This window comes from Cryobacterium sp. Y62 (genome assembly GCF_002929785.1).
In the GTDB taxonomy this organism is placed as follows: domain Bacteria; phylum Actinomycetota; class Actinomycetes; order Actinomycetales; family Microbacteriaceae; genus Cryobacterium.
In genome coordinates this window covers 20,049-46,057 of record NZ_PJJK01000097.1, presented here as the reverse complement: position 1 = coordinate 46,057, position 26,009 = coordinate 20,049, and the positions used below count along the sequence as shown (strand labels likewise).

The 26,009-nt window shown below is 64.8% G+C and carries 22 protein-coding genes; 19 read left to right on the top strand and 3 right to left on the bottom strand.

Features of this window, described 5'->3' with window-relative positions:
- The first annotated feature begins 221 nt into the window (after window positions 1-221).
- The 8 genes from CXY71_RS07100 to CXY71_RS07065 all read left to right on the top strand — a co-directional run bounded on the left by CXY71_RS07100 (window position 222) and on the right by CXY71_RS07065 (window position 8,734).
- Window positions 222-1,247 (top strand): TerC family protein, encoded by a 1,026-nt coding sequence (locus tag CXY71_RS07100; RefSeq protein ID WP_104134949.1) that lies wholly within the window; start codon window positions 222-224, stop codon window positions 1,245-1,247.
- A 35-nt stretch (window positions 1,248-1,282) separates the two neighbouring features.
- Complete coding sequence (locus CXY71_RS07095) at window positions 1,283-2,074, top strand: PP2C family serine/threonine-protein phosphatase (protein WP_104134967.1); 792 nt, start codon at window positions 1,283-1,285, stop codon at window positions 2,072-2,074.
- A gap of 153 nt (window positions 2,075-2,227) precedes the next feature.
- Entirely contained in the window at window positions 2,228-3,688 is a 1,461-nt protein-coding gene (leuC, locus tag CXY71_RS07090; RefSeq protein ID WP_104134948.1) for a 3-isopropylmalate dehydratase large subunit, read from the top strand.
- Window position 3,689: 1 nt separating this feature from the next.
- Window positions 3,690-4,316, top strand: coding sequence for a 3-isopropylmalate dehydratase small subunit (gene leuD, locus CXY71_RS07085; RefSeq protein ID WP_104134947.1), 627 nt, complete (start codon window positions 3,690-3,692; stop codon window positions 4,314-4,316).
- Window positions 4,317-4,477: 161 nt separating this feature from the next.
- Window positions 4,478-5,800 (top strand): UDP-N-acetylglucosamine 1-carboxyvinyltransferase, encoded by a 1,323-nt coding sequence (gene murA, locus CXY71_RS07080; protein WP_233198366.1) that lies wholly within the window; start codon window positions 4,478-4,480, stop codon window positions 5,798-5,800.
- Between the two features lie 7 nt (window positions 5,801-5,807).
- Complete coding sequence (locus tag CXY71_RS07075) at window positions 5,808-6,596, top strand: lysophospholipid acyltransferase family protein (RefSeq protein WP_368665868.1); 789 nt, start codon at window positions 5,808-5,810, stop codon at window positions 6,594-6,596.
- On the top strand, window positions 6,586-7,737 hold the full coding sequence (locus tag CXY71_RS07070) for an NAD(P)H-dependent glycerol-3-phosphate dehydrogenase (RefSeq protein ID WP_233198351.1): 1,152 nt from the start codon (window positions 6,586-6,588) through the stop codon (window positions 7,735-7,737). Before CXY71_RS07075 ends, CXY71_RS07070 begins: the two co-directional genes overlap by 11 nt.
- Window positions 7,637-8,734, top strand: coding sequence for a D-alanine--D-alanine ligase family protein (locus tag CXY71_RS07065; RefSeq protein ID WP_104134946.1), 1,098 nt, complete (start codon window positions 7,637-7,639; stop codon window positions 8,732-8,734). The genes CXY71_RS07070 and CXY71_RS07065 overlap by 101 nt, the downstream gene beginning before the upstream one ends.
- Before the next feature lie 110 nt (window positions 8,735-8,844).
- On the opposite strand, the gene CXY71_RS07060 is transcribed toward CXY71_RS07065, so the two are convergent.
- Entirely contained in the window at window positions 8,845-9,369 is a 525-nt protein-coding gene (locus CXY71_RS07060; RefSeq protein WP_233198352.1) for a DUF3515 family protein, read from the bottom strand.
- Window positions 9,370-9,393: 24 nt separating this feature from the next.
- Between CXY71_RS07060 and thiL the strand changes: the two genes are divergently transcribed.
- On the top strand, window positions 9,394-10,548 hold the full coding sequence (thiL, locus tag CXY71_RS07055) for a thiamine-phosphate kinase (protein WP_233204534.1): 1,155 nt from the start codon (window positions 9,394-9,396) through the stop codon (window positions 10,546-10,548).
- Here the strand turns inward: thiL and rsmD are convergent.
- Complete coding sequence (gene rsmD, locus CXY71_RS07050; RefSeq protein WP_104134944.1) at window positions 10,545-11,120, bottom strand: 16S rRNA (guanine(966)-N(2))-methyltransferase RsmD; 576 nt, start codon at window positions 11,118-11,120, stop codon at window positions 10,545-10,547. The genes thiL and rsmD overlap by 4 nt on opposite strands.
- A gap of 80 nt (window positions 11,121-11,200) precedes the next feature.
- Here rsmD and CXY71_RS07045 point away from each other — a divergent pair, with 80 nt between their 5' ends.
- The 10 genes from CXY71_RS07045 to smc all read left to right on the top strand — a co-directional run bounded on the left by CXY71_RS07045 (window position 11,201) and on the right by smc (window position 25,560).
- Window positions 11,201-13,447, top strand: coding sequence for an ATP-dependent DNA helicase RecG (locus tag CXY71_RS07045; protein WP_104134943.1), 2,247 nt, complete (start codon window positions 11,201-11,203; stop codon window positions 13,445-13,447).
- Between the two features lie 64 nt (window positions 13,448-13,511).
- The gene (gene coaD, locus CXY71_RS07040) at window positions 13,512-14,000 is read left to right on the top strand and encodes a pantetheine-phosphate adenylyltransferase (protein ID WP_104134942.1); all 489 of its coding nucleotides are present in this window, start codon (window positions 13,512-13,514) and stop codon (window positions 13,998-14,000) included.
- Between the two features lie 134 nt (window positions 14,001-14,134).
- A complete protein-coding gene (locus CXY71_RS07035) occupies window positions 14,135-15,199 on the top strand; it encodes a MoxR family ATPase (RefSeq protein ID WP_104134962.1) in 1,065 nt (354 codons plus the stop codon).
- Window positions 15,200-15,304: 105 nt separating this feature from the next.
- Complete coding sequence (locus CXY71_RS07030) at window positions 15,305-16,579, top strand: DUF58 domain-containing protein (protein WP_233204533.1); 1,275 nt, start codon at window positions 15,305-15,307, stop codon at window positions 16,577-16,579.
- On the top strand, window positions 16,572-18,953 hold the full coding sequence (locus tag CXY71_RS07025; RefSeq protein ID WP_104134940.1) for a DUF3488 and transglutaminase-like domain-containing protein: 2,382 nt from the start codon (window positions 16,572-16,574) through the stop codon (window positions 18,951-18,953). Before CXY71_RS07030 ends, CXY71_RS07025 begins: the two co-directional genes overlap by 8 nt.
- 73 nt (window positions 18,954-19,026) lie before the next feature.
- Window positions 19,027-19,560: a DUF177 domain-containing protein gene (locus tag CXY71_RS07020; RefSeq protein ID WP_233198354.1), complete on the top strand. Its 534-nt coding sequence runs from the start codon at window positions 19,027-19,029 to the stop codon at window positions 19,558-19,560.
- Window positions 19,561-19,562: 2 nt separating this feature from the next.
- Window positions 19,563-19,766 carry a 50S ribosomal protein L32 gene (gene rpmF / locus CXY71_RS07015; protein WP_104134939.1) on the top strand — a complete coding sequence of 68 codons (204 nt, stop codon included), beginning with the start codon at window positions 19,563-19,565 and terminating at the stop codon, window positions 19,764-19,766.
- Window positions 19,767-19,799: 33 nt separating this feature from the next.
- Entirely contained in the window at window positions 19,800-20,492 is a 693-nt protein-coding gene (rnc, locus tag CXY71_RS07010) for a ribonuclease III (protein WP_104134938.1), read from the top strand.
- Window positions 20,493-20,497: 5 nt separating this feature from the next.
- Window positions 20,498-21,445, top strand: a complete 948-nt coding sequence (mutM, locus tag CXY71_RS07005; protein WP_104134937.1) for a bifunctional DNA-formamidopyrimidine glycosylase/DNA-(apurinic or apyrimidinic site) lyase — start codon at window positions 20,498-20,500, stop codon at window positions 21,443-21,445.
- Window positions 21,446-21,900: 455 nt separating this feature from the next.
- The gene (smc, locus tag CXY71_RS07000; protein WP_104134936.1) at window positions 21,901-25,560 is read left to right on the top strand and encodes a chromosome segregation protein SMC; all 3,660 of its coding nucleotides are present in this window, start codon (window positions 21,901-21,903) and stop codon (window positions 25,558-25,560) included.
- 149 nt (window positions 25,561-25,709) lie between these two features.
- On the opposite strand, the gene CXY71_RS06995 is transcribed toward smc, so the two are convergent.
- Window positions 25,710-25,982: a hypothetical protein gene (locus CXY71_RS06995; protein ID WP_104134935.1), complete on the bottom strand. Its 273-nt coding sequence runs from the start codon at window positions 25,980-25,982 to the stop codon at window positions 25,710-25,712.
- Window positions 25,983-26,009 lie beyond the last annotated feature (27 nt).

Sequence of the window (26,009 nt, the reverse complement as noted above, 5' to 3'; positions counted from 1 at the left end):
GGTCGAGTGCTGAGCGCGACCAACGCACTGTTAGAATTTTGCAAGCGAAGGGGAGTATCCCTCTGGGCCCGATCGGGCCTTATGTCGCGATCGTCAATACGGGCCGCACTGGCGGGGCCCCGGTCGCGGTGGTATCGATGGGCTCCCAGCGGATGCTTTCGGTGCGGGAGAGACTTTCGGGTTCTGTAACACCGACTCCCGTCATATCTTGAAAGGCCCCCGTGGAACTCGCTCTCCCTCTCTGGTTCGAAGCTGGATCCCTCGTCGTTCTGACCCTGATTTTGGTCGCCGACCTGCTCATCGTCTACAAGCGCCCGCACGTTCCGAGCATGCGAGAGGCCGGCCTGTGGGTCGCTTTTTACGTGGGACTCGCGCTGATCTTCGCGCTCCTGATGCTGGTTCTCGGCGACGCCGAACACGCTGGCCAATTTCTGGCTGGCTGGCTGACGGAGTACAGCCTGTCCATCGACAACCTGTTCGTGTTCGTCATCATCATGGCCCGATTCTCGGTGCCGAGGAAATACCAGCAGGAAGTGCTGATGGTGGGCATTATTATCGCCCTCGTGCTGCGTGGAATCTTCATTCTGCTCGGCGCCCAGCTGATCGAAAGTTATGCCTGGATCTTCTACATCTTCGGCGCGTTCTTGTTCTACACCGCGTTGAAGCAGGCGTTCTCGTCTGAAGATGAAACCGAAGAGAAAGAAAACGGTGTCATTCGTTTGCTCCGTCGCCGCATTCGCATGTCCTCGGAATTCGATGGTTCCAAGGTGCGCACGCTGATCGACGGCAAGAAGGTCTTCACCCCGATGCTGATCGTGTTTATTGCGATCGGTACAACCGACCTCATCTTCGCGCTCGACTCTATTCCGGCGATCTTTGGCATCACCCAAAGCCCCTTCATCGTCTTCACGGCCAACCTCTTTGCCCTGATGGGCCTGCGGCAGCTGTACTTTTTGCTCGGCGGACTGCTCGAACGCCTCGAGTACCTGAAGTACGGTATCGCCGTCATCCTCGGCTTCATTGGCGTGAAGCTCGTGCTGCACGCAATGCACACCAACGAGGTGTTCTTCATCAACGGCGGCGACCCCATATTGTGGGCACCCGAGATCGACACCTGGACTTCGCTCGGCGTGATCATCGGTAGCATGGCCGTGGCAACGGTTGCGAGCCTGATCAAGGCCCGTCACGATGCTCGCAAGCGTGGGCACACGCTCGCCGAAGAGATTTCGGTCAACGCTGGGGAATGATTGAACGAGGCCAGGTGGCGGCGAACGGGGGATTCATGACTCTGAATCAGCAGAGCACCATCGAATTTTCCAACAGCACCGCTCGTCTCGTGTTCAGTGTGCGCAGCGATGTGGGCAACGTGCGCAAGGTCAATGAGGACAGCATTCTCGCGCAGTCTCCGGTCTTTCTGGTGGCCGACGGCATGGGCGGACACGCCCGGGGTGACGTCGCCAGTCAGACCGTGCTGCGCGTGTTCGACGAGCACATCGCCCGCGACCTGCCGTCCACTCCCGAGCGCATTCTGGATGCCATCCACTCGTCGAACGATGCCGTACGTGATCTAAGCGCTGACGGCGACTCCGGCACCGCGGTGTCGGGAACGACCTTGGCCGGGATTGCGCTGGTCGATGCCGGTGACGAGGTTGGTTATCACTGGATGGCGTTCAACGTCGGTGATTCCCGGGTCTACATCTGGTCCGATGGCGTTTTGGCCCAATTGTCGATCGACCACTCCGCCGTGCAGGAGATGGTCGATGCTGGCCTGATTTCTCGAGCGGATGCCGAGAAGCACCCGGAACGCAATGTCATCACCCGGGCGATCGGCGCCGACGAATTCGTCGACGCAGACGTCTGGCTGCTGCCCGCTGCGGGGGAGCAGTCGTTCCTGATCTGCTCCGACGGGCTGACCAAGGAACTCGACGACGTGACGATTGCGCGGTTGCTGGCTGTGGACATCCACTTGGCTGCTGACGGGCGCAGCACGGCCGACATTCTCGTCGATGCTGCGATCGAACACGGTGGACGTGACAATGTGAGCGTCGTCTACGTGAAGTCGACGGTCGGCTGAGCGTTCGCGAGCCGGGCCGCTGGGGGAGGTGTTACCCTGAATCCGTGGTGCTGAACCGACTTCTTATCTGCCGCGACGAGTCCCTGTACTGAGGCCTTTCTCGTCGCGCAAGTTCGGCGTGGCTGCCATCGATTCGTGAGGAAGACGCTCAAAATGACCAATGTAATACCCACTTCGACGAGAATCTCCGACACCGCCCTGCGCACGCTCGCCGAGAAGGTCTGGGACAAGCACCTCGTCACCAAGGGTGAAGACGGTACCCCTGACCTGATCTACATTGACCTGCATCTGCTGCACGAGGTGACCAGCCCGCAGGCCTTCGACGGACTGCGCCTGGCCAACCGGCCGCTGCGTCGGCCCGATCTGACCATCGCGACCGAAGACCACAACACGCCGACCCTCGCCATCGACAAGCCCATCGTCGACCCGACCAGCCGCACCCAAATCGAAACCCTGCGCCGCAACTGCGCCGAATACGGGGTGCGGCTGCACTCACTCGGTGACATCGAGCAGGGCATCGTGCACGTCGTCGGCCCGCAGCTCGGCCTAACCCAGCCGGGCATCACCGTGGTCTGCGGCGATTCGCACACCTCCACCCACGGGGCCTTCGGGGCGATGGCGCTCGGCATCGGCACGAGCGAGGTCGAGCACGTCATGGCGACCCAGACGCTGCCGCTGAACCCGTTCAAGACCATGGCGATCACGGTCAACGGTGCGCTGCGCGAAGGCGTGACGGCGAAGGACGTCATTCTCGCCGTGATCGCCAGGATCGGCACCGGCGGCGGAGCCGGCTATGTGCTCGAATACCGCGGCGAGGCCATTCACGCCCTCTCCATGGAGGGGCGCATGACCATTTGCAACATGTCGATCGAGGCCGGCGCCCGCGCCGGAATGGTCGCGCCAGATCAGGTTACCTACGACTACCTCAAGGGTCGCGCCCACGCACCGCGCGGCGCCGACTGGGACGCGGCCGTCGCCTACTGGCAGACCCTGGCCACCGATGAGGGGGCCAGCTTCGATGCCGAGGTCATCATCGACGCAAACGAGCTCGAACCGTTCGTGACCTGGGGTACCAACCCCGGCCAGGGCGTGTCGCTGAGCGAGTCCGTGCCGAACCCCGCCGAAATCATCGACGCGAACGAGCGTTCGGCGGCCGAGCGGGCCCTGGAATACATGGACTTGACGGCTGGAACGCCGATGAAGCAGATTCGGGTCGACACCGTCTTCCTCGGCTCGTGCACCAACAGTCGAATCGAGGACCTGCGGGCCGCCGCCGAGATCATCAAGGGCAAGACCAAGGCCGAGGGACTGCGCATGATGGTCGTTCCCGGCTCGGCCCGGGTGCGCATCGAGGCCGAAGCCGAGGGGCTTGACCAGATCTTCCTCGATTTCGGTGCCGAGTGGCGTTTCGCCGGCTGCTCGATGTGCCTCGGAATGAACCCCGACCAACTCGAACCGGGTGAACGCTGCGCGTCGACCAGCAACCGCAACTTTGAAGGACGACAGGGCAAGGGCGGGCGCACCCACCTGGTGTCGCCGCTCGTTGCGGCCGCCACGGCCATTCGTGGCACGCTCTCAAGCCCGTGGGACCTCGTTCAGGATGGAGACCAGTAACATGCAGAAATTCACCACCTTCACCGGCATCGCGGTGCCGCTGCGCCGATCCAACGTGGACACCGACCAGATCATCCCGGCCGTGCACCTCAAGCGCGTCACACGCACCGGTTTCGAAGACGCCCTGTTCGCAGCCTGGCGCCTCGATCCCGAATTCGTGATCAATAAGAAGGAATACCAGGGCGGTCGGGTACTCATTGCCGGCGCCGATTTCGGCATCGGTTCCTCGCGGGAGCACGCGGTCTGGGCGCTGCGCGATTATGGCTTTGACGTGGTGCTCAGCCCGCGCTTCGGTGACATCTTTCGAGGCAACTCGGGCAAGCAGGGCTTGCTCGCCGGCCAGATCAGCGAAGCGGATGCTGAAACCCTGTGGAACCTGGTCGAGTGCGAGCCGGGCGTTGAGTTGACCGTGGATCTGGTGAGTAAAACCGTGCGTGTCGGCGATCTGACGGTGAATTTTGAAATCGATGATTACACTAGATGGCGGCTGCTCGAAGGTCTGGATGACATCGGGCTGACCCTGCGTGACGAAGCGCGAATCAGTGAATTTGAAACCAAACGCGAATCCTGGTTGCCCCGCACCCTTCCCGCCCTTTCCCCCGAATCTTCCAGCATCAATTTGATGTAATTTGCATTTGCACTAATTTGTACCAGGACAGGTAACTTGTGAGCACTCTGCGCGAAACAGATCTTAGCGAAACCGACGAGGCGAAGAAGTTGAACGACGCTCGAAACCACGACGATGCGAGTGGGCGGGGGAGCGCTGCGAACCACGGAGCATCCGTCGGCCTGACCGCCGATAAAATCACCATTCGTGGGGGAATTCCCCTGGTCGGCCGCATCGAGGTGAAGGGGGCGAAGAACCTCGTCACCAAGGCCATGGTCGCCTCCCTGCTCGGTGAGACCCCGAGCGTGCTCAAGGACGTTCCGAACATCAGCGATGTTCGGATTGTTCGCGGGCTGCTGGAGGTGCACGGCGTCAAGGTCACCGAGGGCGACGAACCCGGAACACTGATCCTCGACCCGGTTGACGTGGAGAGCGCGCACTTCGCCGCGATTGATGCCCACGCCGGTTCCTCGCGCATTCCGATCTTGTTCTGTGGACCGCTGCTGCATCGCCTCGGTGAAGCATTCATCCCCGATCTCGGCGGCTGCCGCATCGGCGACCGACCGATCGACTTTCACCTCGAGGTGCTGCGTAAGTTCGGTGCCGTCGTCGAAAAGCAGCCCAACGGCATCCGCATGTCGGCGCCGAACGGACTCAAGGGCGCCAAGCTCGAACTGCCCTACCCGAGCGTCGGAGCCACCGAACAGGTGCTGCTCACGGCGGTGCGAGCTGACGGCCTCACCGAGCTCAAGGGCGCGGCGATCGAGCCCGAGATCATGGATCTCATCAACATTCTGCAGAAGATGGGCGCCATCATCACGGTCGACACCGACCGGGTCATTCGCATCGAGGGCGTCGAACGCCTGCTCGGCTACAACCACCGCGCGCTGTTCGACCGCAACGAGGCCGCCAGTTGGGCCGCCGCGGCCCTCGCAACCGACGGCGACATTTTCGTCGGTGGTGCTCGCCAGCCCGAAATGATCACCTTCCTCAACGTGTTCCGCAAGGTCGGCGGAGCTTTCGATATCTGTGACGACGGCATCCGCTTTTATCACCCCGGCGGCGATTTGAAGCCCGTAATTATCGAAACGGGCGTTCATCCCGGTTTCATGACGGACTGGCAGCAACCGCTCGTCATTGCGCTGACCAAGGCACACGGAACGTCGATCGTGCACGAAACTGTGTACGAGCAGCGGTTTGGCTTCGTCGATGCGCTCGTCGAGATGGGCGCGACCATTCAAATTCACAAGGAATGCCTCGGTGGGCACACGTGCCGGTTTGGTCAGCGCAATTTCAATCACTCGGCCGTCATCACCGGCCCGACGAAGCTGCACGGCGCCGACATCGTCGTGCCCGACCTACGCGGCGGTTTTAGTCACCTGATCGCGGCGCTTTCGGCTGAAGGCACCTCCACGGTCAGCAACGTGGGTATCATCAGCCGCGGATACGAGAACTTTATCGGCAAGCTGCGACTTTTGGGGGCGGACTTCGATCTCGAAGGATAATAGGCGCGTGCCTGAAAACAACGACGTGCCAAAAGCGCCCGAGTCGGCCACCAAGATTCGCTCAGAGAAGAGTCGCCCTTCGGCGTTCTGGATTCTCGCTGGGCTGATTCTGCCGGTGATGAACCTCGCCGCACGCTACGAGATCATCGATGCTCACAAGTTTCCGCGCAGCGGCGCCTTCGTGTTCTCGCCGAACCACTACAGCGAGATCGACCCCGTGGTTATGGGGGTCGTGGCCTGGAAATTGGGGCGGCTGCCTCGGTTTCTGACGAAAGCATCCGTTTTCAAGATCCCGGTCATCGGCTGGGTGCTGACCAAATCGGGGCAGATTCCGGTGCAGCGCGGCGGATCGGTGCGCGGCAGCGAACCGGTCAAGGCCGCCCAGCGTCTGGTCGATAAGGGCCAGATCGTCGTGGTGTACCCGGAAGGGTCGCTCACCCGCGACCCCGACCTGTGGCCGATGCGCGGCAAGACCGGTGCCGTGCGCATCGCACTGGAGCAGGGAATTCCGATCGTCCCGGCCGCACACTGGGGTACCCAACACCTGATGGAACGATATTCCAAGAAGGTCCACCTGTTTCCGCGCAAGACCATCACAGTGAAGATCGGCGACCCGATCGACCTCGGGCAGTTTCGGGGGCGCAGCCTCGACACGGCGACGCTCAACGAGGCGACCGCCATCGTGATGCTCGCCATCACGGCGCTGCTGGAAGACCTGCGCGGCGAGAAAGCCCCGGTCAAACGGTGGAATCCGTCGGAGCACAACCAGAAAGAGACCGGTCGTTTTGAAGCCTAGAACCCCCCAGCTGCTGAAGAGTCAACCAGGCACCCGGGTGGCTGTGCTCGGCGCGGGCAGTTGGGGAACAACCTTCGCCAAAATTCTGACGGATGGCGGTGCCGACGTCGTTCTGTGGGCGCGCCGCCACGAGTTGGCCCGGGAAATCTCCGAAGCCCGCCGCAACAGCGACTACCTGCCCGGCGTGAACCTGCCCGTCGGCCTGCGCGCCACGAGTCGTCTCGACCTGGCGCTGGCCGGAGCCGAAATGGTGTTCGTCTCGGTACCCAGCCAATCGCTGCGCGAAAACCTCAAGCAGGTGGAACCGTATCTGGCCGAGAACGCGATCATCATCTCGCTCATGAAGGGCGTCGAACGCTCGACCGGCATGCGCATGAGCAGCGTGATCGAAGAGGTACTGCGCATCGAGCCCGATCGCATCGCCGCGATCAGCGGTCCCAACCTCGCGCTGGAAATCGCCAAGGAACAGCCCACCGGCGCCGTCGTCTCTTCCGCGAGCCTGGAAACGGCGCAGGCCGTGGCCAAACTGGCGACCAACCGCTACTTTCGTTCTTACGTCAACACCGACGTCATCGGCACCGAGTTCGGCGGCGTGCTGAAGAACCTTATTGCCGTCGCCATCGGCATCGTCGACGGCGTCGGCTACGGCGAGAACACCAAGGCGTCGATCATCACGCGTGGTCTGGTCGAAATGACCGACTTCGCGGTCGCCTACGGTGCCCAGGCCGAGACGCTGGCCGGGCTGGCCGGCCTCGGTGACCTCATTGCCACCTGCCAGTCGCCGCTGTCGCGCAACAATACCGCCGGCCGGCTTCTCGGCCAGGGTTACAGCATCAACGACGTCGTCAAGCAGATGCAGCAGACCACCGAAGGTCTCGCCTCGGTCAAGCCGATTCTCGAGCTCGCACGCGCTAAGGGCGTCGAGATGCCCATCGTCGAACAGGTACGCCAAGTGCTCGACGGCACGCTCAATCCCCGCGACATTGCGCCGCACCTCACAACTGACTCCGGCGAACCGCAGGGCGAAAGGACACTTGACGATGGACAAGCTCACGGTGGTGCTTCTCTTTGGAGGGCGTTCCAGCGAACATTCGATCAGCTGCGCCACGGCGAGCGGGGTGCTGGCAGCCCTCGACCCTGAAGCGTACACCGTCATCCCGGTCGGAATCACCCGGGACGGCGCCTTTGTGCTCGAAGAAAACGACCCGGCCAAGTTCGTCCTCAACGCCTCGACATTGCCGGTCGTTGCGGATAACGGCACCCGGGTGCGCTGGCCGCAAAGTTCGACTAGCCGGGAATTAACCGTTGTCGACGCGTCCGGTGAGCGAACGCTTGGTCCGGTCGACCTTATATTCCCGATTTTGCATGGACCGTTCGGCGAGGACGGCACCATCCAGGGCATGCTCGATCTGCTCGGCTTGCCCTACGTCGGGTCTGGGGTTCTCGCCTCTGCTTTGGGGATGGACAAACACTTTGCCAAGACCGTCTTTCAACAGGCCGCACTGCCCGTTGCGCCGTGGCGCACCATCACGGCGGATGACTGGGCGCAGGCTCCCGGTATGGCTTACGCGGCCCTGGAACAGCTTGGTCTGCCTGCCTTCGTCAAGCCGGTACGGGCCGGATCGAGCGTCGGCGTCAGCCGGGTGTCGACGCCGAAGCAGCTGGCCGAGGCGATGGTGGTCGGGCTCGCTGAAGACAATAAGGTGCTGATTGAATCCGGGCTGATCGGCCGGGAGCTCGAGATTGCGGTGTTGCAGGGACGTCCGGGGGAGCCGACCCGAGCCTCCGTGGCCGGTGAGGTTGTCGTGACCGGTCGGGACTTCTACGATTTCGCCGCGAAGTATCTTGACGCGCCCGGTGTCGACCTGATCTGCCCGGCGCCGCTGGCACCCGATGAACTGGCCGAGGTACAGCGGCTGGCCATTCGCGCCTTCGAGGCGATCGGCGGTGCCGGACTGGCCCGCGTGGACTTCTTTCTCACCGCGACCGGCTGGGTGATCAACGAGATCAACACCATGCCCGGTTTCACCAGCATCTCGATGTTTCCGAGCTGCTGGCTGGCCAGCGGCTACACCTACCCCGACCTGATCGATGAACTCATCGCTGTGGCCATAGCCCACGCCCGCCACGGCTGCTGACTCGCCTAGCGCGAAGGGACGGCACCATCCAGCCGTCGTATTCAGCCGCCGTGCACTTAAGTTGGCCATCCACCAGGGCGGGCCGGTTTGCGCAACTCGCCCTGAGCCCCCTACGGGACGCTCGTAGCCCCGTCGGTGGGCAGAGCCACGTCTTCGGCACCGACACACGCACCGGTCGCCGGAACGTACCCGACCGCGCTTGACACATCGATGAGTGCCGTCGACCCGCTCACCCGTTCAGAGTCGATCACGATTTCAATGGCCGGATCACGACCATACGTCGTGTACCGGTAGGTCGGGGCGTCAGAGTCGTCTTCGATCCAGTCGATGCCGTTGATGTTCAGGCACGGCAGCGTCGTCGGTTCCGGCACCGTAACGCCACAATGCAGCAGCACCGCGGCCGGGTCACCCCAGGCGCCGGTCGCCTGCGCGTTCGTTTCGCGTGCTGCCTCATCGGCGACACTGGATGGCAAGTGCACGATGACATCGGCACAGGCCACGTTGGTGGCGTCCGGTGCGGGGGTTAGCGGCACGGCAGTGGCGCAACCGGCCAACAGCAGCGAGCTCGCGAGCACGCTGAAGACGGCGACGGAACGAAGAGAAGCTGAGCGCAGGAGCAGGAATGGGTGAGACATCGTATTCAGGCTACCGTTTCTTACATGACGACTTCTGCGGATGCCCCGCGTCCAGCCCCTGCGATGCCATCCAAACTGGCCTCGGCATCGCCAGTTTCAGCATCGCAATCGCCCACAATCGCCGTGCCGGAGTCGGCTGAATCTGCAATAGTAAACCCGTCGCGTGGGCCCGAACCGACGGCATCCGCTTCGGAAACGCTCGCCGACCTCAGCGAAGGCGCCGTGCTCGCACGAATCTTTCCCCGGCTGCCGACCGCGGCAGCCCAACTGCTCGGCCCCGGCGACGACGCGGCGGTCATCTCGGCACCCGATGCACGATTCGTCGTCACCACCGACATGATGATTCAAGGTCCCGACTTTCGCCTGGCCTGGTCGACACCGCACGACCTCGGTTGGAAAGCCGCAGCGACCAATCTCTCCGATGTTGCCGCCATGGGTGCCCGCCCGACCGCCCTGGTCGTGGCAATCGCGGCTCCGCCATCGACACCGGTGTCGGTGCTCGAGGGCATTGCTGACGGGTTGCGCGACTGCTGCGAAGCGCTCGCCCCCGGCTGCGGGGTGGTCGGCGGCGACCTGTCGGCATCCGATGCGCTGACCCTCGCTGTGACGGCGTTCGGCGACCTCGAAGGCCGCGGGCCCGTCGTGCGCTCGGGCGCGCGCCCCGGCGACACCGTGGCGCTCTCCGGGCGCCTGGGTGACGCCGGCATTGGTCTCGAGCTGCTGTTTCGCCTTGGCGTCGACGACGATGGAGTACCCAACTACGATCGCGCCAATGCGCTCAAGCTCACGCACCCGGCCGAAGTCGCCGCCCAGCTGACTCCTATGCCGCCCATTGCGAGCGGTCCGATCGCTGCCGTCGCCGGCGCCACCGCCATGCTCGACGTCTCCGACGGCCTCGCCATCGACGCCGGACGCATCGCCCGGGCCAGCGGTGTCGCTATCGACTTCGATTCCGCCTGCCTCGGCGATCGCATCGAGGTCGCGCTCGGCGGCGGCGAAGACCACGGCTTGCTGGCCACCTTTGCGCCCGATACCGCTCTGCCGCTAGGCTTTCGCCGCCTCGGTCACGTCGCCGCGGCATCCGTTTCACTCCCGGCCGGCTCGATCACCGTTGACGGGGCGCCGCACGACCAGGGTGGCTGGGACCCGTATCGCGGCTGGGACGGTTCCGCCGGCTAGCCCCGCTCAGCGGGGAAGGCGTACCAGACGGTCGTGTCGCCGTAGTCCTTGCGGCGTTCAAGCTCGAGTCCCTCGCCCCACTCCGGCTCCGGCGAGCGTGAGCTGCGCTCGAGCACCACGAGCGCGTCGTCGGCCAACAGCGGGGCGAGCGCGCCTAAATTGTGGCCCAGCTCAACCTCACTGAGGTCATACGGCGGGTCAATGAACACGATGTCGAAGCCCTCTTTTGTAGCGGCTAAGAATGACTGGACCGCCTGCGAGGAGACCGCAATCTTCAGTTCGGTGCCCTTCGGCGCAGACCGCTGTACGGCCTCGCCGTTCTTGCGGCACATGGCCGCGGCGCCATAGCTGTTCTCGACCAGTGTCACTACTCGCGCTCCGCGACTGGCCGCCTCGAGGCCCAAGGCGCCCGACCCAGCATACAAATCCAGCACACGCATGCCGTACACGGCGTCCCGCGAGTCGAGGGCCGAGAAAATAGCTTCCCGTACGCGATCACTGGTAGGCCGCGTGCCAGACTTGGGAACGGCCAGGGTCAAAGAGCCGGCAAACCCGGAAATAATTCGCGTCATAACCCTCCCGAGCCTAGCCGCAGCCGGCTCGCAGCAGGACTGCACGACGCGATGTCAGAGGGTCGGTTTACGATGGAACTATGACCGGTTCGAGCGCTGCCCCTGCTGGCCCCGAATTCGATGGTGCCGCTCTGCCTGCGCCCGAGCTCAAACCGCTCACCCTCGACTCCGCTCTCAAGATCGCGCTCGGCCCGGTCAAGGCAACCGCGCTGCGCAAGGCGTTCGCCATGGAGACCGTCGGTGACCTGCTCAGCCACTACCCGCGCGAGTACGCAGACCGCGAGGTACTCCGGCCCCTGAATCAGGTTACGCCCGGAGCCAACGTCACCGTCATTGCCGACATTATTTCGGTGCATGAAAAACGCATGTCATCACGGCCCGGCACGATCGTCGAGGTCGTGATCTCTGATGGCGGTGGCCAGTTCACCCTCACGTTTTTCGGCAAGAGCAGCCAACAGTGGCGCCTCGAGCAATTGCGCCCCGGGTTGCGCGGCAGCTTCTCTGGCAAGGTTCGGATGTACCAAGGTCAGAGTCAACTGGCGAACCCGGCTTATAAAACCTTTGAAAGTGAAGAAGAAGAGGCCCGCGACGACCCGTCCGTTCGACTCCGACACAAGCCGCTCATTCCGATCTACGCGGCAACGGCAGCGGAGACCAGCTGGAGTCTGCAGACCATGATCGACCTCGTGCTGCGGCGCATGGACACGCTGCCCGACCCCGTTCCCGACGATCTGCGGGCCGAACACGGCCTGCTGACGCACACCGAGGCCATCCGCTGGATTCATAGCCCCGACAGTCCGGCAGAGTGGATGGCCGCCCAGAACACCCTGCGGTTCACCGAGGCCTGGGTGCTGCAGTGCGCCCTGATGCAGCGGCACAGCTTGGCCAGGGAGCGTCGCACCCGCCCGCGGGTGCCAACGCCCGGCGGGTACCTCGAACGGTTTGACGCCGCGCTGCCCTTCGTACTCACGGTCGACCAAGAGATTTGCGCGGTCGAGATCGCAGGCGACATGTCCCAGTCCGGCCCGATGAACCGCCTGCTGCAGGGCGAGGTCGGTTCGGGCAAGACCGTGGTCGCGCTTCGGGCAATGCTCGCTGTGGCCGACAGTGGCGGCCAGACGGCCCTGTTGGCACCGACCGAGGTGCTGGCCGGGCAACACCTACGGTCGATCACGACTCTGCTCGGCCCCGATCTTGCGGCCGAACTCATGCCGACCCTGCTCACCGGAAAACTTCCGGTCGCGCAGAAGCGCAAGGCCCTGTTGCGCGCAGTGTCTGGCCAGTCCCGTATCGTGATCGGCACCCACGCGCTGCTCAGCGACACCGTGACGTTTTTCGACCTTGGGCTGATCGTGATCGACGAACAGCACCGATTCGGCGTCGAGCAGCGGGAAACACTGCGGCTGAAAGGCGCCGAGCCACCGCACGTTCTCGTCATGACGGCCACGCCGATTCCCCGCACCATTGCCATGACGGTGTTCGGCGACCTCGACGTGAGCACCATCCGCATTTTGCCGGCCGGGCGCCAGGGCATCACGAGCATCGTCGTGCCGCTGGCCGAGCACCCAGATTGGTTCCAGCGCATCTGGACCAAGCTGGCCGAGGAGCTCGCTCGTGGGCGGCAGGGCTTCGTGGTCTGCCCGGCAATTTCACCCGCCGAGGTTGAAGAAGACGCCGATCTGGCACCCGTGTCTGAGGACGACAAGAAGACGCCGCTTGCCAACGTTGAGACCGTACACGAGAGGCTGCGTGGATTCGCACCCCTGGCCGGGTATCGCATCGAAGCCCTGCACGGGCGCATGACGAGCGAGGAGAAGGATCGCATCATGCAATCCTTCGCCGCCGGTGAGATCGACGTTCTCGTCGCGACGACCGTCATCGAGGTGGGCGTTGACGTGCCCAACGCTTCGGCCATGGTCGTGCTCGACGCTGAACGCTTCGGCGTCTCCCAACTGCACCAGCTGCGCGGTCGGGTCGGACGTGGCGGCGTACCCGGGCTGTGCCTGTTGGTCACCAACTCCCGCACCGGGTCGCCCTCCCGTCAGCGCATCGGTGATGTTGCCGCGACCCTCGACGGGTTTCGGCTCGCCGAACTCGACCTGGCGCTTCGTCGGGAAGGCAACGTGCTCGGCGATATGCAATCGGGAGAGGGAACGTCACTGCGTTTTCTGCGGGTGGCCGAGGACGGCGACCTGATTGCCGAGGCGCGACAAGCCGCCTTCCACCTCGTTTCGGGCGATCCGGGCATCCGCATCAACCCGGCCCTGCGTGATGCGATTGCCCGTCGACTGAACGAATCTGAGCGCACCTGGCTCGTGAAAGGCTGAATATGCCCACCAGAAGCGTACGACCAGGCAGCGCACCGTCAGTCTCGGGCAGTAGGGTGTGAGCATGCGCAGGATCGCCGTTGTCCCTGGATCATTTGACCCCGTCACACTGGGCCACTTGGACGTGATTAATCGCGCGGCCGGCCTGTTCGATGAGCTCCACGTGCTTGTGGTGCACAACCCCGACAAATCGGCCCTATTGCCGATTAGTCAGCGCGTGTCGCTGTTGGAACAGGCCATTAAAGAAGCCGGAATGCCCACCAACATCGTGGTCGCCAGCTGGAGCGTGGGATTGCTCGTGGACTACTGCATGGATGTCGGTGCCAGCGTGCTGGTGAAAGGCATCCGCTCTCAGGTAGATGTGGCCTATGAGACGCCCATGGCGATTGTCAATCGCAACCTGGCCGCCGTGGAGACGGTCTTCCTCTTGCCGGATCCGGCCAACGCCCACGTCTCCAGCTCGCTGGTGCGTCAGGTGGCCGGTCTCGGCGGCGACGTCTCGCCGTATGTGCCCCGGGCAGTGGCGCAGTACCTGGAGCGGTCGCGGGTATGAACCGCCAGCCGGCTCGCTCTTCTGTGGAACTAGCGTCGGTTGCGCCGGCCGACACTGCGCCGTTCCAGACCGCGCCGTTCAACACCGAGTCGACCGATGACCTCAGCGAGCTTCAGGCCGCTGGGCGCGCGATCATGCGCAACGTCGAGACGGTCATCGACGGCAAACACGAGGCCGTGAAGATTGCCCTGACCGTGCTCCTGGCCGAGGGACACCTGTTGATCGAGGACGTCCCCGGTGTGGGCAAGACCATGCTCGCCAAGGCGCTGGCACGTTCCGTGGACTGCACGGTCGGGCGAATCCAATTCACACCCGACCTGCTGCCCTCCGACGTGACCGGCGTCTCGGTGTTTAACCAGGCCGAGCGTCGCTTTGAATTCAAGCCAGGGCCGGTGTTCGCCAACATCGTCATCGGGGATGAAATCAACCGGGCGAGCCCAAAGACCCAGTCGGCGCTGCTCGAGTCGATGGAGGAACGCCAGGTCACCGTCGACGGCGTCACGTACCCGCTCGCACTGCCTTTCACGGTGATCGCCACCCAGAACCCGATCGAGATGGAGGGCACCTATACCCTCCCGGAAGCACAGCGGGACCGGTTCATGGCCCGCATCTCCATGGGGTATCCCGACTCGGAATCCGAGCTCGCCATGCTCGACTCTCGGGATACCAACAGCCCGCTTGCGCTGATCTCCGCCGTCGTTTCGGGGCAGATTCTGCGCGAGATGATGCTCACCGCCCGAGCAATATTCGCCTCCGGCGCTGTGAAAGAATATGCCGTCAATCTGGTGCGGGCCACACGCGATGACCGGGACCTGCGCCTCGGGGCCAGCCCGCGGGCGACCCTGCAGCTCATTCGGGCGGCCAAGGCACAGGCAGCCCTGAACGGACGAGACTACGTGCTACCCGACGACATCGACTCCCTGGCCGTGGCGGTGCTCGGTCACCGGCTGGTTCCAACCAGCCGCGCCCTGGGCCACCACCACCAGGACAGCGGCCCCGTCATCGACGACATCGTGCGCCGAATCCTGGCCGACACTCCCGTTCCGGTCGGAGCGGCGGCATCCGCTGCACCGGCAAACGCTGCACCGGCAAACGCTGCACCAGAACCGGCCGCGCCGGCATCGGGGCGTTCAGGGCCGACGCTGCCGGCGGTGCGCGTGATTCCGGCCAGACCGGTCGGTTCCACCGGACAGCCGTAGCTCATGGCCGCGCGCGGGGCGGGTGGTTCGGAGCGGTCGGCTTGGCTGCAGCGGCGCACCGCAGGATTGACCTCTCGGCTCACCAGGCGCGGCAGTGTCTGTCTGATGGTCGGAGCCCTGCTCTTCGCCAACGCGGTCGTCGTGAACAACCGGGATCTGCTGTTCGTGGCCAGCATGCTCATCGTGGCCCCCCTCATCGCGGTCGGATATGTGTCCTTGCGACCGGCGCGGGTGGAAGCGACCCGCACCTTCCGGCCGCCGATCTTGTCAGCCGGCGGCGAGAGCGTCGTGTCCCTGCACCTGCGCAATCTCTCGGCGTGGCCGTTGAGCGGCGCCAGCTGGGCCGATACCGCATCGTCCGGTATCGATACGCCGCCCGGCGCCATCCTGCCGCTGGTGGGTCGGCGAGGCGCGCCCGGTGACAGCGTACGACTGGAATACGCTGTCTTGCCGCGTCAGCGCGGTGTCTACGCGGTGGGACCTCTCCGAGTGTTCCGCCACGACCCGTTCGGCTTCGCGCGCGGCCTGCGCCTGGTCGGTGAGCCGCATGACCTGATCGTGACACCTCGGGTCATGCTCCTTCCCGATGGGGGACTCGCCCCGACCAGCAATGACGGCTCGATCCGGGAACTGCTGCGCCAGGCCATCCAAACCTCCGACGAACTCATCGCTCGCGAGTACCGGCCCGGAGACGCTCTGCGCCGAGTGAACTGGCCGGCCACAGCGAGGCACGGCGAAATCATGGTGCGGCAGGAGGAACAGCGCAGCAATCCGGAGGCTCGCATTGTGCTCGATACCACCCTGGCCGGTGCAGCCGGCATGGGTCCCGGTCGGGTGCCGCCGCATCTCGTGGCCGCATTCGAACTCCAGGTCGAGCTGGCGGCATCAGTTGGGGTGCACCTGATAGACGCCGGCTACCGGCTCGAAGTCATCGAACTCGGCGCGAGCCAGCTGGTGCCGGGCGACGAACAGACGCTTGGTGGGCTGCACGGCGACGTGCCGGCCAGTTATCGTGCCCCTGGCGGCGATCGGGCCCTGTTAGAGGGCCTCGCGAGCGTCGTTCCGGTACCGTGGCCGAGTCGCAGCGCACGCCTGGCAGCGTCACGCCGAGTGCCGTTGCGTGCGGCTCTACGCGGCGCAGAGCTGTCGCTGCCGACCTTTGCACTGTTGGTCAGCCTCTCTGGAGCGGATGTCGATGACCTCGTTGCGCTGGCCCGTCACTGCGATCCCGCCATTGCGTTCGTGCAACGTACCGTTGTCGCTTCGGCCCGCGAACGGCTGCGGGAAGCCGGGTGGCGCTGCCTGGAAGTCGCGACCGCCGGTGACCTCGAAACCGTGTGGAACGACGTGAATCGAGAGCGAGGCCCCGTTCATGACTAGCCTGGCGACGAAGCCGGCGGCTTTGCGCGGAGTCACCCCGGACCAGCCCAGACGGCGCGCCCCGCGGGGCGGCCGGGATGCCGCTCGCTGGCCACTGGCCCTGACCCAGCTACTACTGGTGCTCGTGTGCTGCGCGGCACTGGGCCCCCTGCTGCGGGGCAGCGCCTGGTGGTGGGTCTGTGCAATGGTCGCCAGCGCCGTGCTCCTGGGTTCCGCCGTATTCCGCCGTCTCGGCCTGCCACCGGCCATCGTTCCGTTTGCAAACACTGCGGTGTTGCTGGGCGCACTGACGCTGCTGTTTGGTGGCAAATCTGGCCTGTTCTGGCTCATTCCGACACTGGAAACCGTGGACACGTTCAGCGGGTTGATTGCCGCCGGCGGGGAGTCGATCGCCCAGCAGAGCACGCCGGCGGAGGTGACCGTCGGCATTCTCTTTCTGCTCGCCGGCGGAACCGGACTGATCGCTATTCTCATGGACCTGCTCACCGTGACCCTGCGCTGGCCCGCCGTCGGCGCGGTCGTGGCGCTCGTGCCACTGCTGATTCCGGGCTTCATTATCGAGGACGGTGCCGAACTCGGTGCACTCGTAGCGGCCGCCGTCGCCTTTCTGCTGCTGCTGCGGGTGGACGTGTACGTTGGCCGCGTGCAGGAAGCCCGGCATTCACCGGCCGGACCGCACGCGCCCCGCGCCGACCGGCCGGATCGGCCACGCGGGCCCGGACCGATGAGTGGCTCCATAGTGGTGGGATCCCTGACCATCGTGGGTGCTCTGATTCTGAGCGCGGTCGCCCCGGCCTTCACGGTCGGGGGACTGGTCGCCTCCCGGTCCGGTGGTTTACTGTTCGGCAGTGGGGTCAGCCCGATGATCAACCTGGGGCAGGATCTGCGTCGGCCCAAGGCAGGTCCAGCTTTCCACTACACCTCGACCGGCACCGAGCAGCCCTATTTCACTCTGCTGACCCTCGACGAGGTGATCGGATTGAATTGGACAGCGCGCATTGACAAAGCCGACATGCAAAACACCGTCGACCGCATTCAGCGACCATTCGGGCTCGACGCCAACGTGGAGACCGTGGAAGCGTCGACCTCGGTCGTCATCGACGGCGTCAACAGCCACTGGCTGCCAGCACCGGCCCGCGCCACGAGCATCGAAGGGCTGAGCGGTCGATGGTACTGGGACAGCCACACCCGGGCGATTGCCAGCCGTTCCTCGAACACTCTCGGGCAGGAGTACACGGTGTCGGCGTTGGAACTCAAGCCAACGGCCGTGCAGCTGCGCAGTTCGAGCACGAACTTTCCGGCGAGCGTGCAGGGCAACCTACAACTGCCGGTAGGACCGCCGCCCATCATCGAGGAGACGGCCCGGCGGGTCACGGCCGGAACCACGTCGAACTATGACGCGGCGGTGGCCATGCAAAAATACCTGCGCAGCAGCGTCTTCGCCTACGACACCGATGCCCCCGTCGAGGACGGCTACGACGGGGGCGGCGTCGACGTGATCGGGCAGTTTCTGGAAGCCAAGCGCGGCTATTGCGTGCACTTCGCCGCCACCATGGCCGCGATGGCCCGCAGCCTTGGCATTCCCTCGCGAGTCTCCCTCGGCTATCTGCCCGGCGTCAAGTCGCAGGAGGAAGCTGAGGAAGGCCTCGAGCGCTACGACGTTGATTCGCATGACCTGCACGCCTGGCCGGAACTGTACTTCGTCGGCATCGGCTGGGTGAAATTCGAGCCGACGCCCGGCCGCGGTATCGTGCCCAACTACGACCAGGCCGAGGATGCCGGCACCCCGTCGACCGCGCCCGGTGCGCCCGGCTCCACGAACGTTCCAGGCTTGAGCCCCGATCGGCTCGCCGACGATTCCGCCTTGGAACGCGGCGCGTCGGCACAAACCGCCGACGCCGGTAACCGGCTCGACATCGTCGGATTCAGCGCACTGGGTCTGCTCCTGCTTCTGGTTCCGGCTGCTGCGAGACGGATGCTGCGGCGTTGGCGGGTGCGCCGCATCCGTTCCGGAGATGCCGGCGCCGGCCTGGCGTGGATCGAATTGCAGCACACCAGTCTCGATCTTGGGGTGCCGGTGCCCGTCACCGAGACTCCGCGCGCGTTCGCCGTGCGCCTGGAGCGGATCTTCCCCCTCGACCCGGCGTTGGCAGCAGCGCTCGAACGGGTGCTGCGGGCGGTGGAACGGTCCCGGTTCGACCGGTCGCCGGGCCGATCGAAGACCCTCGCCGACGATCTGGTCCTGGTGGTGTGCGGGCTGCACGGCGGGAGTGTCGGCATCCGTTTGCGAGCCACGTTTGCACCGCGATCGCTGTTCATCGTGCTCGGAGCGGTGCTGCGCGGGGAACGTCGAGCCGCCCCGATCGCCCCCTGAACGGAGTACCCACGCAGAAAGCGTACAATTTACGACCGTGACTAAGTTCAAGAAGACGCCGTACACGGTCGACGTGCGTGACCTCATTAACCGCCCGGGCACCATGCACGAACGCCACCTCGACATCGACGTGCCCGACGATCTCGGTGCCGGCCTCGTGGCGGTGAAAGCCGGGTCGACCCTGTCGACCGAGCTACGCCTCGAGGCGATGCACGAGGGAATTCTGGTGAGCGTCGAGGTTTATGCGCGGGCACTCGGAGAGTGCGGCCGATGCTTGAAAGACATCGACCTACCGGTCCGAGTTCATTTTGCCGAGCTTTTCGGTTATCCTCAGGAGGAAGCCTTCGAGTTTGAGATTTTGGACGACCACGTCGATTTGGAATCTTTGATCCGGGACGCGGTAGTGTTATCACTTCCGTTCCAGCCGGTATGTCGGCGTGATTGCCCTGGTCTTGACAGTGAGACCGGGCAGCCGCTTGCCGAACTGCCCGAACTCGTTTCCGACGAGAGCTACGATCCCCGGTGGTCAGCGCTTGCGGGGTTTACGGCTTCCACAGACAAAGACATGGATGCGGACATCCATGTTTCAGACAGAGAAGAGAAGTAGTCATGGCAGTACCGAAGCGCAAGATGTCGCGTTCCAACACCCACTCGCGTCGCGCGCAGTGGAAGGCCACGCCTCCCACCCTCGTCAAGACCATGGAGGGTGGCAAGGTTGTCTACAGCCTGCCGCACCGCGCCAAGGTTGTCACCGACTCCACCGGCACCCCGTTGTTCATGGAATACAAGGGCCGTAAAGTCGCCGACGTTTAAGTCGTCTTCTCTCATTAGACCGGAACTCGGTCGATGAAAAGCGTTAATACCGAGCGGTCGCCCCTGTTGGCGACCCTCGGTGTGCAGATTGAACCGGTGATTCTGGAGCTTGCTCTGACCCACCGGTCTTTTGCGTACGAAAACGGCGGCATTCCCACCAACGAGCGCCTGGAATTTCTCGGCGACTCAATTCTGGGGCAAGCCGTCACAGTCATGCTCTACCGCACCTATCCGAACCTCGACGAGGGTCACCTCGCCAAGCGTCGGGCCAGTTTGGTATCGACGGCAGCTCTCGCGCAGATTGCTCGTGGCCTCGGCCTGGGTGACTATATTCTGCTCGGTCGGGGCGAGATCCTCACCGGCGGCCGCGACAAGGCATCCATTCTGGCCGACACCGTCGAGGCGCTCATCGGCGCCACGTTTTTGGATGCCGGTGGCGAAGTTGCCACCGCATTCGTGCTGCGTCTGATCGAGCCACTGTTGGCTGAACCTGGCCACTTCGGGGTGTCGATGGATCCGAAAACGAGCCTGCAGGAACTCGCCGCGAGCCTGGGCGTCGGCGTTCCGGTTTATACACTCGAAGGCACCGGCCCCGATCACTCCAAGGTGTTCGTCGCGACGGTCGTCATCGGGTCGGCCGTAACCGCCGAAGGCGTCGGCCCGAGCAAGAAGTTCGCCGAGATGGCCGCGGCCCGCGAGGCCATCGACCGGCTCAACGCGCTGTAACTTTTATGCCCGAACTCCCCGAGGTTGAAGTCGTGCGCGCCGGTTTGCAGCCGGCCGTGACCAACGCTCTGGTAACCGGGGTAGAAATCTTCGACGAGCGTTCCCTGCGCCGCCACGTTCCGGCGGCTGGGTCGTTCGCCGAACAGCTCACGGGGCGGCGAGTTCTCGCCGCAGTGCGTCGCGGCAAATTCCTCTGGCTGCCCCTCGACAGCGATCGCGCCCTGGTCATTCACCTCGGGATGAGCGGCCAGGTGTTGCTGCGCACACCGGGCGCCGCCTTGGATCGCATGTTGCGCATCCGTTTAACGCTGGAGCATCCGACCCACGGCGAGCTTTGGGTCAATTTCGTCGACCAACGCATCTTCGGCAGCATGGCCGTCGACGCAATGGGGCCGACCCGTGACGGACTGCCGGGGGGATATTCGGGTCAGCTACATGCGGATGCGGCCTGGCAGGACCGCATTCCCTCGCAGGTAGCGCATATTGCTCGCGACCCGATCGACCCGTCGTTTGCTTCGAGCTCTTTCTTCGCCGCCCTCGCGCGCAAGAACACCGGCATCAAGCGGGCGCTGCTCGACCAGAATCTGATCAGCGGCATCGGTAATATTTACGCGGACGAGGCGCTCTTTGCCGCGCGGATGCACTACGAGCAGCCAGCAGCGTCGCTGTCGCCGGCGAAGGCCAGGACGTTGCTCGCGGCAGTACGCACCATTTTGCACCGCGCCCTCGCCGAGGGCGGCACCAGCTTCGACGCCCAGTACGTCAACGTGAACGGGCAGTCCGGCTACTTTGCGCATAGCCTCGAGGCCTACGGTCGGCAGGGCAGGCCGTGCTCTCGCTGCGGCACCCTGATCGTGCGCGAGCAGTTCATGAACCGCGGCTCGCACTTCTGCCCCCGCTGCCAGCGCCTGCGCCTGCCAATCACGCAGCGCCGCGCGGCTCGCGCTAGCTGAAGCTGCTGCCCCGCCAGCCCGCTCGGTACGCTCGGTACGCGAGCAGCTTTCGGTAACGCGTGCAGCGTCCCGGAGTCCACGGTCGGCCTACTCGGCCCCCGCCTTGGGCACACCACCCCTCTGCCTCGACGCGGTTCCGCAGCGCGGAGACCGCCACAAAGTCGAACCAGCTGGGCGCGGGCGGTGTAGCGGGACTGACGAGTTCGTTGATCGAGAAGGCGCTCGTGCTGCGCCACAGTAGTCCGTGCGCCCGGCCCCGTACAGAACCGCGGACAATTTGGCCTGCCGCCCCGAAATGAGCGCTGAGGCCGCCGAAATAGCGGTAATCTCCCCAGTTCTGCACGCCACCCTTCTCAAAAAGCGGATGTCCCGGCCGCTGTCGGTGGCGCAGGGTACCGTTGGATCAGCCCCGAAACCAGGATTCGCGGCCGGCCGACCGACCGAAAGGGTGCCCGTTGTATCTGAAGAGCCTCACCCTCAAGGGGTTCAAATCGTTCGCGCAGCCGACGACGTTCGCCTTCGAGCCCGGCGTCACCTGTGTGGTCGGCCCGAACGGGTCAGGCAAGTCCAACGTGGTCGACGCGCTCGCCTGGGTGATGGGCGAGCAAGGCGTAAAAACCCTGCGCGGCGGCAAGATGGAAGACGTCATCTTCGCCGGCACCTCGACGCGCGGGCCGCTCGGTCGGGCTGAGGTTATCCTCACCATTGACAACTCCGACGGCGCCCTGCCAATCGAGTACTCCGAGGTCACCATCTCGCGCACCCTCTTTCGCAACGGTGCGAGCGACTACGCCATCAACGGGCGTACCTGCAGGCTGCTCGACGTGCAGGAACTCCTCAGCGATTCCGGCCTCGGCCGCGAGATGCACGTCATCGTGGGGCAGGGACAGCTCGACGCCGTGCTGCGTGCGAGCCCGGAAGAACGCCGCGGTTTCATCGAAGAGGCCGCCGGCATTCTCAAACACCGACGTCGCAAAGAGAAGACGCTGCGCAAGCTCGACGCCATGCAAACCAATCTCACCCGGCTGAGCGACCTCGCCGGAGAGATTCGCCGCCAGCTCAAACCGCTCGGCCGTCAAGCCGAAATCGCCCGTGAAGCGCAGACCATCGCCGCCGTCGTGCGAGACGCCCGCGCCCGCCTGCTCGCTGACGACGTCGTGCTGCTGCGCACCGCGCTCGACGCCCACAATCACACCGAAAGCGAACGGCACACCGAACGGGTCGTGCTGCAGGAACAGTTGTCGCAGAAGCAGGGTCGGGTGCAGCGGCTCGAACTAGCTCAGGTCGGCGACGCCGTCGATCTGGCCCGCCGTACCAGTCACGGCCTGGAATCAGTGCAGGAACGCCTGCGCGGCCTGTTCACCCTCGCCAACCAGCGACTGGCCCTGCTCGGTTCTCAGACTGAGCCGTCCGGTCCCGCCTCCAGCGTCACGCCCGTCATGCTGACGGATGCTGCTGCCGAGGTCGAACAACTGCGCGCCAGCATCGGAACGGCCGAGACTGCCTGGGGCACCGCCCGCAAGCAGAGCGCGGCAGTACGATCGCAGCTGGATGCCGTCGACAAGGACATCGCCGCTCAGGCCGCGCTCGTCACCCGACATGATCTCGAAATTTCCCAGCTGACCGGCCAGTCCGAGACGGCCCGGTCGCGGCTGGCCGCTGTGCGTGGCGAACAACTGCGGCAGCAGAACGCCCTCGACGCGGCAACCGATCGCAGCGAGAAGGCACAAAGCCAGCTCGCCGAGCTTGAAACGGCCGTGACCGCGGCCGCCGAAGAACCAGATTCCAACGACCTATCCGAGGCACTCGAACTGGCGCAGGCCGCAGTGCACCGCGTCGAGGCAGAGCTAGAGCGACTGCGCGATGAGCTGCACCAGCACGAGCGAGAACGCGACGCCCAGGCGGCACGACAGGGTGCATTTTCCCTCGCACTCGACCAGAAAGACGGCTCCTCCGCGCTCCTCAGCGCGACGCTCGCCGGTATCCGGGGCCTGGTGGCCGACCAAGTGCGCGTGCGCCCCGGGTTTGAGGCGGCGATCGCCGCCGCGCTCGGGTCTCTCGCCGACGCGGTGCTGGCCGACAACCGTGAGGTAGCCCTGGACGCCATCGGTCATGCCCACACCCGCGATCTTGGCCGGGTCGACCTCCTCATCGCAGACGGTGACGACACCCTGGCTCCTGGCGTTGACTCCAGCGTTGACTCCAGCGTTGACCTGAGCGCGGGCATCCGTTGGGCGACGTCGGTCGTCGACGGGCCGACCGGAGTGCACGCGCTGCTCGCCCAGACCGTGATCGCCGACAGTCTCGCACTGGCCCGCGCCGCCCAACTGCCCGCCACCATGACGATCATCACGCTCGCCGGTGAGGTGCTGAGCCCGTGGGTCGTGCGCGGCGGCTCGGGCGCCCGGCAGAGCAAACTCGAACTCGTCGCCGAACGCGACACCGCCGCCGAGAAGCTGACCACGGTCACAGCACTGATCGAGCGGGTACGCTTCGACCTCGCTGAAGAGCGCACGCTGCTGCAGGCGCACAGAGAACATTCAGTCAGCGCGCGGGCGGCCGTGCGTGCCCTCGAAACCCAGCTCGCCACTCAGACGGAACGCCGCGGACGCCTCACCGTGCAGGCCGATGCCGCGACCGCCGACCTCGCCCGGGTCAGCGCCGCCCGGCAGCTCGCGACCATCGCCGTCGTCGAGGTCGAAGCCGTCGTCGCTCAGTCGTCCGCCACGCTGCTGAGCGCCCAGTCTCGGCCGCGACCCATCCTCGATGCGACCGTGCGCGACGCGCTCTACCGTGAGCTGGAGATCGCCCGGGATCTTGAGGTGGAGGCCCGCCTCCAGGTCGAAACGGTCCGCGAACGGGTGTGTGCCGGCGAGGCACACGTCGTCGCCCTGCGCGGGCAGCTCGCGGCCGAGCATGCGGCAGCTGAGGCCGCAGCCCAGCGCGCCGTCATTCGCCGGCGCCAAGTGGACGCTGCTTCCCGCGTCGCCGAGGCGCTCCCGGCCGTGCTCGCCGCGGCCGACCGTTCAGTCGCCGAGGCCCGGCTGCGCTTAGCCAGCACCGAGGCCGAACGCACCAGCCAGAACACCGAACTGCAGCAGCTCCGCCGCGACGAGAACACCCTGCGTGAGCGGCTGGCCGCGATCACCGAAAACGTGCACGGTCTCGAACTCGAGATCTACGAGAAGAAGCTGCACCTCTCGACCCTGCTCGAACGGGCCGGCAGCGAACTGGGCCTGACCGAAGACGTGCTCGTGGCCGAGTATGGGCCCGACCAGCTGATCCCGCCCGACGGCATGATCGTCCTTGATGAATTCGCGTCCGACAGCACCGCGCAAGCCAGTGGGGCCAGTGAATGCGCTACCGGTGAGTGCAACAGCGACGACCGCAGCACGAGCGACCGCGACAGCGCGGCCGGCGGGATCCGCTTTAATCGGGCTGAACAGCAGAAACGGTTTGCGGCCGCCGAACGCAAGCTCGGGCAGTTGGGCCGGGTCAACCCGCTCGCGCTCGAAGAATTCACCGCGCTCGAACAGCGGCACCGATTTCTCACCGAACAGCTCACCGACCTCACCGAAACTCGCAGCGACCTGCTCACCATCATCGCCGACATCGACGAGAAGATGCAGGCCATCTTCTCCGACGCCTTCGACGACACTCAGGCGGCCTTCGCCGAGGTGTTCCCGGTGCTGTTTCCCGGCGGCAGCGGCAGTATTTGGCTCACCGACCCTGACGACCCGCTGACGACCGGCATCGAGGTGTCGGTCAAACCAGCCGGCAAGAAGATCGAACGGTTGTCACTACTCTCGGGCGGTGAACGTTCCCTCGCCGCGGTCGCGCTGCTGATCGCCATCTTCAAGGCCCGCCCCAGCCCGTTTTACATCATGGACGAGGTGGAAGCGGCCCTCGACGACGCCAACCTCGGCCGGCTGCTGACCATCTTCGAAGACTTGCGCGAAACCAGCCAGCTCATCGTCATCACCCACCAGAAACGCACCATGGAAATAGCGGATGCCCTCTACGGCGTCAGCATGCGGCAAGACGGGGTCAGCGCCGTCCTCGGCCAGCGCGTGGGGACTCGTGCTGACCAACGAGAGGGCGCTACCGCGAGCTAACCCGCGACCGCGCCCGTTACTGGTGGGCGCTACGGCGGTTACCGAAGCGCCAACCGATCGCGGACGAAGTCGCGGATGCAGGCGCCCGCCGATGCCGCTGACGACAGGATCATACGCAGATTGCGAATGAGGCCAGGCAACCGCCTCGGTCAGGCGACCAATTCACGCAGCCGCTGGACGTCGGGTGTGACGCGATCAAGGGCTGTTGCGATGGACTTCTCACGGTTGGCGGCGAGTCCATCAAGCATCCAGCCGCGTAACAGGGTCGACATCGGAGTGCCTTGACCAGAGGTGCTTTTGGGATCCGAGTCGAACCGTTGCACGTTAACATCAGCCAAAACTTCGTTGGCTTCGAGCACCGAGACCTGGTGGCGTGTCCACCCGCGTTCACCGCCGTACTTGCGATCAACGTCGAACCCCATGGCCGTCTGCTAACCTAAGCCTGAAAT